This window comes from Paraburkholderia sp. JPY419 (genome assembly GCF_050435705.1).
Taxonomy (GTDB): Bacteria; Pseudomonadota; Gammaproteobacteria; order Burkholderiales; family Burkholderiaceae; genus Paraburkholderia; species Paraburkholderia youngii.
Window position 1 is genome coordinate 839,495 of record NZ_JBNDKV010000001.1, and the last position, 11,339, is coordinate 850,833.

Below are 11,339 nucleotides of genomic sequence, written 5' to 3' on the forward strand. Positions count from 1 at the left end.
ATTGAAGAGCCCCCCTTTGAGAAGCGACGCCAAGCAGGCGCCCGCAGCTCTGGCTCGAAAGCCAGACTTGGCGTGAGCCTTGCGTTAGATAAGAACGCAATTTCATTGCACCTGTTCCGCAACTCCATCTCCGACATCGGACATTCGAAACCGGCCAAGTTTCGCCGCAAGCTGAAGCCTGGCGGACCGCCAGTCAGTCAACGACTGGATGCGTTGTCGCTTCGCAGTCGCTAGCGAAGACTGCGCGTTCAACAATTCGAGTATGTTCCCCACGCCAACCTGATATCGATGCTGCGAGGCCTCGTAAGATCGGTGCGCCACGTCCAGCAACATCGCCGTGTTGCTCAGATCGTCCGTTGCTGCCTTTAGCGCCTGATAGCTCGTCCATACGTCGAGCCCCACCTGCTGCTCGACCTCATCAAGCGCATAGCGCTGCAAGTCGGTTCTCGCTTCGGCTTCGTGGATCTGATACGTTCGCGCAAATCCCTCAAAAATAGCGATAGTCAACTGAAACCCCAGATACCATTCGCGCCCGTTGGCGGGAAACTGCGGTACGCCCAGCTGAAGCGTGGTCGGCTGGTTGTTCCAGCTGTACTTGCTCACAAAGCTCAGGCTAGGCAGGCCCTCGGAGCCTCTCGCCCATTGCCGCAAATGCAGTAGTTGAAACGCGTTTGCTGCCGGCAAGGGCGCGGCTATTCATCGAATTCCTGAAGGCGCGATTGCGTGAGCTGTAGCCAGGCGCCGTCAGGCAAGTGATTGCTCCGCGCAGTACGACGACTCGCGCGATAATCCAGCGCAGTTTGAACACTGCTTCATGTCGACAACCGTATCGCTTTTGTACCTGCCAGTCGTTCGGAAGAAAAATGGATAAATTCGACGCAATGCGCGTGTTTGTGCGCGTGGTGGAATCGGGAACCTTTACGAAAGCCTCCGAGACCCTCAACCTCCAGAAGGCGACCGTCACGCGACTGGTCAAGATGCTGGAAGATGATCTGGCTACGAAACTGCTCAATCGCACGACCCGGCGCGTCACCGTGACGCCTGACGGCGCGGCCTATTACGACCAGGCCGTGCGCCTCCTGGCCGACCTCGAGGAGCTGGAAAACTCCATGACCGGCGCCAGGTTCAATCCAAAAGGCCGACTGCGCATCAATCTTCCGCGTCCGCTGGCCCACTCGGTGGTGGTGCCTGCACTGCCTGATTTTTTCGCGAGATACCCGGATATCGACCTGGAGATCGGTGCCAGTGACACGCCCGTCGACCTGTTCGCGGACAACGTGGATTGCGCAATCCGCATCGGAACCGTAGCCGATCAATCGCTGGTGGCGAGACGGATTGCTCTCAGCCATTTCGAACTCTGCGCATCGCCGGATTACTGGAAAAAGCACGCCAAGCCGCAGCATCCGAGCGAGATCGATCTTCACCATACGGTGATCCACATGATCTCGGCGAGAACGGCCAGACCATTCCCTATCATGGCCAGTCGCGGCAGCGAAACCGTCAATATCCAGGGCAAAAAAACCCTCCTCTGCAACGATGTATCGACCTGCACGGACCTTGCCAGAACCGGAATGGGCATCATCAGTGGCGGAACATTCATGACCGCACCTCTGATTGCCTCGGGCGAACTGGAGAGCTGCCTCGAGCTTTGGCAGCTTCCGCCAATGCCGGTATCGATCGTCTATCCGCCGAGTCGGCATATCAGCAACAAAGTGCGTGTTTTCGCGGACTGGATCATCGAGCTATTTGCCCGGCATCCATCGCAGAAATCGTGGTAATTCTGGTTCGATTCAGGGGGGTATTCGACAACAATCTTTTGATAAAGCAGGAGTTTCTCAAACGGGTCCAGCTTTTTACACTGCTTTCGACGACGGGGCAACGCTCCGGTGTCCACATCCCACCCAGTCTTATGCGGAAGCAGATCATGAAAACGACAGACACAATGCCGGATCTACCGTCGACGCGGCCGGCGAATTCGCAAGGCAGTTTTGCCCGCGCGCTGACCCGCGGGACGACCGCCGGCGTGGCAGCCGGCTTTATCGTGCTGGTCCCGGTTTTAATCCTGCAGCTGGCGCGAGGCATCGGCGTCATTCCGGAAATGCAGTTGGCGGCCAGCAGCCTGATCGGCATGGCCGCCTACGAAGGCACCACCGGCCTTATTCTGGGTACCCTGCTTCACTTCTTTGTATCGATCGTTCCGGCAATCGCCTACGCTCTGGTCGCGTCGCGCCTGCCGGTCGTGAAGCGCCTCGCGTGGCTCGGCGGCCTGCTACTCGGCATCATCGTATTTTTTTTCATGGGCTTCGTCGTGTTGCCGCACAGCGCGTTCATTACACCTCCATCGGTATCGCCGATGCCCTTCCTGCCCGCCCTGCTCATCCATATGTTTGGTCTCGGTCTGCCGATCGCGCTAATCGTGCGGCGCGGATAATTTCCCCCTGAATCGACGCAAATCAAGCCACCCCTTCCATACCGAATACGTAGCAGTATTTAATTTATTCAACGCCATCTTCTAAAAAAGGAAATAAAAGATGATCGCCATTACTGGGGCCAACGGAAATCTTGGCCGACTGATTGTCAAAGGCCTTCTGCAAGCGGTCCCTGCCGGCCAGATCGTCGCGGCAGTCCGGAGCCCTGAAAAGGCTGATGACCTGCGCGCTCTTGGCTTTCAGATACGCGAGGCAGATTACGATCGTCCGCAAACGCTTGTCGAGGCGTTCAAGGGTGTGGAGAAGCTGCTGCTTATCTCGGCGGTACAACTGGGCGAACGATTCCGGCAACATCGCGCGGTGATCGACGCCGCAAGGCAAACGGGCGTGAAGCTGATTGCCTACACCAGCCTGCTACGCGCCGACACGTCCAATCTGATTCTTGCCGACGAGCACAACAGGACGGAAGCGTATTTGAAGAATACGGGCGTCGATTTCGTGGTGTTACGCAACGGTTGGTACGTCGAGAACCATACCAGCGGACTTGCGGCAGCGCTCGCCAATTCGGCAATCATCGGCAGTGCAGGAGAAGGTCGATTTGCCGCTGCGTCTCGCGCCGATTTTGCAGATGCCGCGGTGACCGTCCTCACGCAACCCGGTCACGCCAACCAGACTTATGAACTTGCGGGAGACCATGCCTATTCGCTGGCGGAACTGGCCGCGGAAGTGTCGAAGCAAACGGACCGAACGATCGTGTACAACCACTTGCCCGCTTCCGATCTTGAGGCCGCGCTGCTGGGTTTCGGTCTGCCGAAGATGATTGTCGATGTCGTCGTCGATGCCGACCTGAAAGCATCGGCAGGCGAACTGAATAGCGACTCTCGTGATCTTTCCAGGCTTCTCCGACGGAGCACTACGACGCTGACCGAGGCGGTTAAAGTGGCGTTGAGGGGCTGACTGGTTACCGACGCCCTTGAGAAGCTGATCATTCGCACGAGCTTGATGAAAAGATCGCGAGTGGCTTTAATCCGACCGCCGCATGCGGCGCGAAATAGCCGAGCAGCACGCCGGCGGTGATGGCGGCCAGCACCTAAACATAGAGCACCGTGTAAAACGGTTTGCGTCATGTGTCTTCTCCCCTTTCGAGGCAAAGAAATACCCCTTCTTCGATTGAAAGGGAATCGGTTCGGCCAAAGCAGGAAAACCGCCGCGGCACGCGACGGATGTGCGGTTACATCGCTTGCGCCCACGGATGCCGTGCAAAATGTCGCTGTTCGAACGCCTCGATCGCGGCGAGGGAGTCGAGCGTCAGATCGACGGTATCCATGCCGTCGATCACCATGCGCTTGTGGCGCGCGCCGATCGGATACGCATACTGTTCGCCCGACGCGGATCTCACCGTCTGTCGTTCAAGATCAATCGAGATCGGTGTGCCGGGCGTTGCGATCGCCTCGCGCGTCAACGCATCGACGGAATCGCGATCCAGTTGCACGAGCAGCAAGCGGTTATTCATCGCGTTGGAATAGAAGATTTCCGCGAAGCTCGGCGCGATCACCGCCTGAAAACCGTATTGCTGCAAGCCCCACACCGCGTGCTCGCGGCTCGATCCGCAGCCGAAGTTCGCGCCACCGAGCAGGATGCGCGCGTTCCCGTAGGCGCGCTGGTTGAGCACGCAGTCCGCGCGCGGCGCGCCGCGCCCGTCGAAGCGCAGGTCGTACAGCAGACCGTCGGCAAGACCCGCCTTGTCGATGATGCGCAGGAACTGCTTCGGCATGATCTGGTCGGTGTCGAGGTTGTCGGTCGGCAACGGGGCGGCGCTGCCTTGAATGGTGGTAAGCCTGGTCATGATGCGGTTGGCTCCAGCGTGCGGACATCGGTGATGCAGCCGGTCATCGCGGCAGCCGCCGCCATCGCCGGACTCATCAGATGCGTGCGGCCGCCGCGTCCCTGGCGGCCTTCGAAATTGCGGTTGGTGGTGGACGCGCAGCGTTCTCCGGGCGCGAGCACGTCGTCGTTCATCGCGAGGCACATCGAGCAGCCGGGCTCGCGCCATTCGAAGCCCGCGTCGATCAGCGTCTGCGCGATCCCTTCCTCTTCGGCCGCCCGGCGCACGCTGCCCGAACCCGGCACGACCATCGCGCGCACGCCTGGCGCGACGCGCTTGCCGCGTACGATCGCGGCCACCGTGCGCAAGTCTTCGATGCGCCCGCCCGTTGGTGCACGAGCCTTTTTCAGGAAGGCGATCAAACATCAAGGCCAGCCACCGAAGACCATCACGCTTGACGGCTATGCGGCCTCTTCGTCTGCTATTGGCCTCACGCGACAGCTGGCCGCAGCTGACTTTCACCGGCGCAACAGTGTGCGACCGCGTCAGCCTGGAGCTGATGTGACGAGGGACGTTTGTAGACGGGGACGACAGCCGGCGTTCCCGTCAACCTCTCCCGCAGTTAGTGCACAAACCGTCCCGTTTTCGATGTCTAGATCTTCGCGGTAAAGGTCAGGCCAAACACACGCGGATCGGCATACAGCACGGGATAAGCGCCGTACGACGGAATCAACTCCAGCTTCTTGTAGACCTTATCGGTCAGATTCGTCACGTAACCGGTCAAAATGTATTTCTGATTCGACGACGTATACGACACGTGCGCGTTCATGACGGTATAACCCGATTGCCACAGTTGCGGCACGGTCTGACGCGTCGCACTGAAGTACTCCTTGCTTCGATAGTTGATATCTCCGCCAAGCGAGATCGTACCCACGGGGAATGGCACCCGGAATTCCCCTCCCACATTGATGGTCGTGTGTGGTGAGCGAGCAAACGAATTGCCGACAGCCGTTGGCACATGATCAAACCCGGTGTAACGCGTGTTCAACAAACCGAGGTTGGCGAACAGATAGAGACTATCGAGCGGCTGCGCTCTCAGCTCGAGTTCGAAACCATCGGCCCGTCCCTGTCCCGCGTTCGAAAGTGTGGAAACCGGTGCGCCGCCCAGCGGATTCGGCGCGAGCGCGAACACCTGAATATCGCGGTAGTCATAGTGGAAAACGGTCGCGTTCGCCGTCAAGCGCTTGTCGAACCATTCGCTCTTGATACCTGCCTCATAGGCGGTCAGGTATTCCGGCGTGACGGTGGACACGGTGCTCTGTGTATACGCACTGCCGTTATAGCTGCCTGAGCGGAATCCGCGTGCATAGCGGAAATAGGCCCGCACGTTCTCGGTGATCGCGTACTCCGGCGTCAGGTCCCAGGTCGGCGCCCTCCACGTATTGGTCTGATTTTGACGGGCACTGACCGTGAGCGGTGACGTGATCGACGAGGGATTCCACCAGTTGTTCACATCGCTGAACGAGACAGGCCCGCTGTTCTGCAGCCCGGTCAGATTGATCGACTTGCGCTCGACGGTGTAGCGCAAGCCACCGGTCAGATTGAAACGATCGGTGAACCGGTATTTGACGCTACCGAACACGGCCGCGCTTTGCGTATGTTGCGTCAGATCCGTCGCATGATAAAAGGTCGCAGCCGGGCCGCCCGGCGCATCGGGCAAACCCGCGCCGGCGCCCTGCTCAGTCAGTTCTTCGGTGAAGAAATGCGCACCGCCGATCCAGCTCAGGCGCTCGTTCTGCGGCGACTCGATACGGAATTCCTGAGAGAACTGATGTGCCGCCAACGTATCATGCGAGCGGGCCGCGTCGTAGGGCGAGTAGTCTTCGTCGTCCTGATACCATCGGTTCAGCCCTTCCAACGCGGTAATCGAGGTCAGCGTAAGCTGGCTGTTGATATGCCAATGGGCAGTGATCGAGCCGCCATAGGTGTCGATGTGATCGCTCGAAGGCGCGTTCAGATTGACCGTGTACGGATCGGACGAACCTACGAACCCGAATTGATTCGCGCCGTTTGCCCCAGTGCCCTGCGCGTGCCACGGATCGCCGCCGCCCGTGTAATTGCGGCCATGAATATTCAACAGGAAATCGGAATTCGAAGTAGGCACGGCCAGTAACTGGAAGCGCACGGCATTGTCATGGAATCCGCCAAACCGGCCACCCGCAGCGGTATTGGTGAAGAAGCTGTCGCCGTTCTCGCGATAGACGGAAAGCCGGGCCGCGAGTACATCGTTACTGCCGATCGGACCACCAATCGCCGCCTCCGCCAGACGGCCGTTGTATTGACTGATCCCCACCTTGCCGTAGCCGTCCACGTCGAAGGCCGGTTTCTTCGAGTTGACACTGACCGCGCCGCCAATCGTATTTTTCCCCCACAGCGTGCCCTGCGGACCACGCAATACCTGGATGTTGTCCAGGTCGAATAGCGGAAAGCCCTGGCCGAATACGCTGTTGATGTAAACATCGTCAAAATACACGCCGATCGGGCTAAGCGAAAGATCCGACGGATCGTTGCTGCCTACGCCGCGCAGAAACCAACGTGGGCGTTCGCGGCCTTCTGTGGACTGCGCGGTGAAGTTTGGCACGAACCTGGTTATGTCGTTGATCACGCGCAGTTCGTTGCTCCTGATGAAGTCGCCGCTTAGCGCGGTCACCGCCACCGGCACTTCCTGAATATTCTCCCGGCGTCGGCGTGCGGTCACCGTCACTGTACTGAGGTTGGCGACCGGTGCGGCCGCGTTCCTGTTCGCTGCTTTTGGCTTTGCCTCCACGGTCGCGCCGCTCTGATCATTTGAGTTATCCGCCGCTGAATTATCGGCAGCCCAGGCCGGTGAAACGAACAGTCCACCAGCCAGCACTCCCCCGAGCGCAACCACGAGTGTTTTTCTCTTGAGCATCGACTACCCTATCCTTATTCAATTGTTGTTGGTTTGCGCTCGCACCAGACCCTGACCCGTACACGATCGATGCGACACGCATCTGGTCTTTATTGCAAGTCGGATGCCAGGCGAAGCGGTCCGCCGCGCAAGGGCACTAAGAAGAGGAAGACGCTGAGTTGCTGCTGGCGCACCGGCCGGATGGTGTTTAGGTGTTGCGTCGGCAACACCTCAACAGCTGGATCGAATCAGGCAGCGAGGCGGAATAAAGACATTGGAGAAATTCACCTGATCGCAGCGCGGCACGATAGGCTGCGACTTGGTTGCACTACTGAGCACTTCGACCTGGAAGCTCTCTTGGATCTCGGCGAACCCGATCAGCGCGCGAAACCGATCCTCTCAAGTTGGGCGGGAAACGCGCTCGGGCACGGTGGTAAATCGATGTGATTGCGCCAGCGCTCGCGGATCGACCCATGCGTGAATGTCGAAGTCGTTGGGCAGAAAGTCGTAGTCGACAAGAAAGCGTTTGAAGTCGTCGAGCGCGGCAACCGACGCTTCATCCAGATCCGTGCGCAAACGTCGATGCACGTCGTCGCCATAACCGAGACGCAACCAGTCATCACCGGAACCGGTCTCACGGCCGAGATAGCCGAGCACCTCCTGCTTGTGTTCGCGTGCCCAGCCATCCACGTCGATCACGCGTGCGAGAAAGCGGCCGACGATCTCCGGATGCCTCTCGAGGGTAGTCGCATTGACGGTCAGCGGACGCGGCGAGCCGTTGTTGATGCGCACCTTCGGTTCAGGATGAAAGCCGATATCGACCACTATCCGGGCGCCGATCAGGTACGCGCTTTCCAGACCGAGCGATCCCTTCACATAGATTGCGTCGACTTCGCCGCGCACCAGCGCCGCGATCTCAGCGGAATACAGACGGCGGCTGCTAACGCTGCCGGGATTGCTGAACGAAGCGGCTGGCAGCGCGCCGGCCCCCGCAGGCTCACGCAGACCGGTCGCCGCGACATCGACGAGTTCGACGTCCTGCACCGTCAGACCTTCGAGTTCGAGCACGCTGAGAAAGCCGCGCAACGCCGCTGCGCGAAAGATGTCGATGCGCTCGCCTGCGCGCTTTGGCAAGCCGATGCGCCGGCCGCGCAGGTCTCTGGCCGTGCGAATGCCGGAGTCGGGTAGCGCCACGATCGCTTGTGCTTCGTCGACCCAGGTCAAGGCAATGACACGCGTGTCGGCACCCGCCGAACGCGCCCACAACGCAGGAATGCTGCCGCCCTGGCGAAACGAATTGTCGAGGGTGTGTTCGACATGCGAAGCGCGCAGCGCGGCATGCTGCGCCTCCTGCAACGACCGGACGGTGATGCCGTCGCGTGCGAATTCGTCGTCGAGCCAGCCGAGATGCGCAGCGATGCCGAGCGGCGTGGGCACCGGGCAACGGGTGTACCAGATCGACTGGATGTTGTCTGAAACCGGGGTGCTCATGAGTTGTTCCATTCAGGTTTGGCGGGAGCGCGGCGATGCTCAACCGTTGTTCGTCGTCAGCACGGAAAGCCGCGTGATGCCGGCATGTTCGATTGCCGCCATCAGCTTTGCGACGGTGCCGTAGGGCACTCCTTCGTCGGCCTGCAGATTCAGCGCGACATCCGGATCGCGGGCCTTCAGCGCGGTCAGTTCCGTGCCGATGAGGCGCAGATCGACTTGCCCTCCGGAGACGGATCACCGCAGGCGGATCTGACAAATTCACTCACTCGGCACTGGCTAAACGTCGCTGACGCGACAGGCGTCGCTTATCGTGGCTATGCGACAGACCATCTGCGGACAGCGAAGGGATTGAGGAGTGCAGCACGGCGAATTCGCCGGCTCGCCGTCCCGACCCTGCTACAAGCATTCCTGCGCTTGCTCAGGTAACGGGCACCTACTCTCCTTCGGCGAAGAACCACGCCGACATCGTCCGTGCCAGTTCGAGCACGACCTCCGCGTCGGTCCGACCGGAGGACGCGCGCACGTGGAACGAATGATCTGCGTCGTCCACCACATGCAGCGTGGCGCGTGGCCCCAGCATCTCGACTACCGACCTCAGCAGGTGAAGCTCGGCCAGCTTGTCGCGCGTGCCCTGCAGGAAGAGCATCGGCACCGTGACGTCCGCCAGGTGCCGTGCCCGCTCCATGCCGGGCGCGCCCGCCGGGTGCAGCGGGAACGCGACGAAAGCGAGGCCACGCACGCCGTCGAGCGGGGAGATGGCCTGGGCCTGGGACGTCATGCGGCCGCCGAACGACCTGCCGCCCGCGAAGAGCGGCAGGGCTGGCAGCCGCCGGCTGGCCTCTGCGACGGCTGCCCGCACAGCAGCATGTGCCACGGCCGGCGAGTCCACCCGCTTGGAGCCCCGCTCCATGTACGGAAACTGGTAGCGCAATGTGGCGACATTGGCCGCCGCAAGCGCGTCGGCCAATGACGACATGCCGGCGTGCTGCATGCCCGCCCCGGCACCGTGCGCGAAGACATACAGGGCTCGCGCGTCCTCCGGCACCCGGAGGAGCGCAGAGACCTTAGTGCCGTCGGGCAGTGCCATGGAAAGCGATTCTGGGTCGTCCATCGTATTCAGGTCGTGTCGTTGTGGCCTTAGCACCGATTCTGTATCAATGAGGCATCGCGGAGCGTTCGTGGCGGCCTCCGGCAAGGCATTGCGCAGGCGGAGCTTGCCGGCCGATCCATGGAGCGCGCGCCCATCGTGAACGGCGCCGCAGTCGCGATGTGTCGGTTGACGACCGCAGTCCCGACCTGTGGGCCGCAGGATTCGCGCCGTGCGAATCGAGCAGCATCAGCATGGCTGCTGATGCCAGTCCAGTCATTCAACGACCATTCTAAGCCCCGCGCTTCGTCAGCGAATTGACCCATATCGGATGTGGGCCGGATCGACGCTAGCCGACCAGTCGCTGTCTGCCGTTCACCACATGATGTAGAAAATGCGTTACCGGTGCACACGGGGGTGCCGCGGCGTAGCGGATGGTATGGCAATGCCCGCGCCTACGCGTCTTGTTCTTCGAGCTAGTTAGCGGTACGTCGCGGCAGTCCCGAACCACACCGGCCAGCCTCGGTTGCTCAGGCAGCATGACGCGCCCCAAGTCAGTACTGACACGCCAAAGGCAAGAATGGTGCAAAGCATCATCGCTGGCATAGTTTCGCGAGCCTATACTTCGCAAGACCGCTTCACCCTTGGGCGTTTTGCGATGATGTCATTCGCGATCGCGGACGCTGTAAAACCAGCGCATTGTCCTTGCAGGGATGCACGTCCCAGGTCGAGCAGCGCAATACGACTTACCTACGCCGATTTTCCCCAAACGGAGAAGCGCATGAAATTCCGCCGCGGCGTCAGAGTAGTGCTGCGGACAAACGTAGCGGCGATCGATTGCTTTTCTCGGACGTCTGAAGAGGAGAAGCGACCATGAAAATCCTGTGGGTCGATGACCACGAACTTCTGTGCGTCGCCCTTTCCGAATATTTACAAACACACGCTTCGGAGCTGAGCGCAACCCCAATCGACGTCACGCCCGTCTTTACGCTTGCCCGCGCGCTTGAAGAAGTCAACAAGGCACCTCCCCCCGATCTGGTATTCCTGGATCTTAATCTGGACGATGAGAACCGTGGCGCCGCGACACTTGAGCATTTCCAGGCCGGAAATCCATCTAAAGTTCCCGTGGTCGTCTGCACAGGACTCACTCCCGGGAACGATCAGGAAGTTGAAATTTTGCGCATGTGCATGCGTGACTACGCCGCTCGGGGAATCCTGTTGAAAGGAGGCGCGCACAAAAAAATGTTCATTGGACTGAGCAGGATCCTGGGAGGTGAACTCTGGATTCCGGAAGAAGTCCTGCTCCGCTTTGCCCGCTCGACACAAGCGCCCTCAGCTAGCCGGAATGAGCACCATCTTGGGCTTTCTCCTCGAGAGTGGGACGTAGGGCGTTGCATTGCACGTGGCCTCTCGGGGAAACAGATCGCTAGAGAGCTTAACGTCACCGAAGGACATGTCAGACAGGTATCCTGTGTTATCTACGACAAACTTCGAGTCAGAAACCGCGTAGAAGCGGCACTTAGAGTCAATGCCGAGTTGGGTGGTGGAAGCGGGCCAGACAAGGGACCGTCATGA

At 60.1% G+C, this 11,339-nt stretch carries 9 protein-coding genes and 3 pseudogenes; 5 read left to right on the forward strand and 7 right to left on the reverse strand.

The genetic code is table 11. The features are described from left to right. Positions 1 to 102 precede the first annotated feature (102 nt). Entirely contained in the window at positions 103 to 684 is a 582-nt protein-coding gene (locus QFZ91_RS03865) for a TolC family protein (RefSeq protein WP_429566304.1), read from the reverse strand. Positions 685 to 863: 179 nt separating this feature from the next. Between QFZ91_RS03865 and QFZ91_RS03870 the strand changes: the two genes are divergently transcribed. From QFZ91_RS03870 to QFZ91_RS03880, 3 genes are all read left to right on the forward strand, one after another. Further along, entirely contained in the window at positions 864 to 1,778 is a 915-nt protein-coding gene (locus QFZ91_RS03870) for a LysR family transcriptional regulator (protein WP_429566305.1), read from the forward strand. Beyond that, positions 1,772 to 2,431 (forward strand): hypothetical protein, encoded by a 660-nt coding sequence (locus QFZ91_RS03875; protein WP_429566306.1) that lies wholly within the window; start codon positions 1,772 to 1,774, stop codon positions 2,429 to 2,431. The genes QFZ91_RS03870 and QFZ91_RS03875 overlap by 7 nt, the downstream gene beginning before the upstream one ends. Positions 2,432 to 2,531: 100 nt before the next feature. Further along, on the forward strand, positions 2,532 to 3,386 hold the full coding sequence (locus QFZ91_RS03880) for an SDR family oxidoreductase (RefSeq protein WP_429566307.1): 855 nt from the start codon (positions 2,532 to 2,534) through the stop codon (positions 3,384 to 3,386). 274 nt (positions 3,387 to 3,660) lie between these two features. Here the strand turns inward: QFZ91_RS03880 and leuD are convergent, their stop codons facing one another. Then, on the reverse strand, positions 3,661 to 4,275 hold the full coding sequence (gene leuD, locus QFZ91_RS03885; RefSeq protein WP_429566308.1) for a 3-isopropylmalate dehydratase small subunit: 615 nt from the start codon (positions 4,273 to 4,275) through the stop codon (positions 3,661 to 3,663). Beyond that, positions 4,272 to 4,643: pseudogene (locus QFZ91_RS03890) on the reverse strand (aconitase family protein); the annotation flags it as partial. The pseudogene QFZ91_RS03890 and the gene leuD, both read right to left, overlap by 4 nt. Before the next feature lie 4 nt (positions 4,644 to 4,647). Between QFZ91_RS03890 and QFZ91_RS03895 the strand changes: the two are divergent. After that, a pseudogene (locus QFZ91_RS03895) lies at positions 4,648 to 4,740 on the forward strand (IS6 family transposase); the annotation flags it as partial. Between the two features lie 166 nt (positions 4,741 to 4,906). On the opposite strand, the gene QFZ91_RS03900 reads toward QFZ91_RS03895, so the two are convergent. The 4 genes and pseudogenes from QFZ91_RS03900 to QFZ91_RS03915 all read right to left on the reverse strand — a co-directional run bounded on the left by QFZ91_RS03900 (position 4,907) and on the right by QFZ91_RS03915 (position 9,788). After that, complete coding sequence (locus tag QFZ91_RS03900) at positions 4,907 to 7,207, reverse strand: TonB-dependent receptor (protein WP_429566309.1); 2,301 nt, start codon at positions 7,205 to 7,207, stop codon at positions 4,907 to 4,909. 378 nt (positions 7,208 to 7,585) lie between these two features. Continuing rightward, a complete protein-coding gene (locus tag QFZ91_RS03905) occupies positions 7,586 to 8,677 on the reverse strand; it encodes an ABC transporter substrate-binding protein (protein WP_429566310.1) in 1,092 nt (363 codons plus the stop codon). 39 nt (positions 8,678 to 8,716) lie between these two features. After that, positions 8,717 to 8,890, reverse strand: a pseudogene (locus QFZ91_RS03910) (ExbD/TolR family protein); the annotation flags it as partial. 220 nt (positions 8,891 to 9,110) lie between these two features. Then, complete coding sequence (locus QFZ91_RS03915) at positions 9,111 to 9,788, reverse strand: alpha/beta hydrolase family protein (RefSeq protein WP_429566311.1); 678 nt, start codon at positions 9,786 to 9,788, stop codon at positions 9,111 to 9,113. An 849-nt stretch (positions 9,789 to 10,637) separates the two neighbouring features. On the opposite strand from QFZ91_RS03915, the gene QFZ91_RS03920 reads away from it, so the two are divergent. After that, positions 10,638 to 11,339 (forward strand): LuxR C-terminal-related transcriptional regulator, encoded by a 702-nt coding sequence (locus QFZ91_RS03920; protein WP_176383165.1) that lies wholly within the window; start codon positions 10,638 to 10,640, stop codon positions 11,337 to 11,339.

Bases quoted from the DNA above. Each gene is read 5' to 3' on its own strand.
- QFZ91_RS03870 (WP_429566305.1), top strand. From the start codon at position 864: ATGGATAAATTCGACGCAATGCGCGTGTTTGTGCGCGTGGTGGAATCG.
- QFZ91_RS03905 (WP_429566310.1), bottom strand. From the start codon at position 8,677: ATGAGCACCCCGGTTTCAGACAACATCCAGTCGATCTGGTACACCCGT.
- QFZ91_RS03880 (WP_429566307.1), top strand. From the start codon at position 2,532: ATGATCGCCATTACTGGGGCCAACGGAAATCTTGGCCGACTGATTGTC.
- QFZ91_RS03900 (WP_429566309.1), bottom strand. From the start codon at position 7,207: ATGCTCAAGAGAAAAACACTCGTGGTTGCGCTCGGGGGAGTGCTGGCT.
- leuD (WP_429566308.1), bottom strand. From the start codon at position 4,275: ATGACCAGGCTTACCACCATTCAAGGCAGCGCCGCCCCGTTGCCGACC.
- QFZ91_RS03915 (WP_429566311.1), bottom strand. From the start codon at position 9,788: ATGGACGACCCAGAATCGCTTTCCATGGCACTGCCCGACGGCACTAAG.
- QFZ91_RS03920 (WP_176383165.1), top strand. From the start codon at position 10,638: ATGAAAATCCTGTGGGTCGATGACCACGAACTTCTGTGCGTCGCCCTT.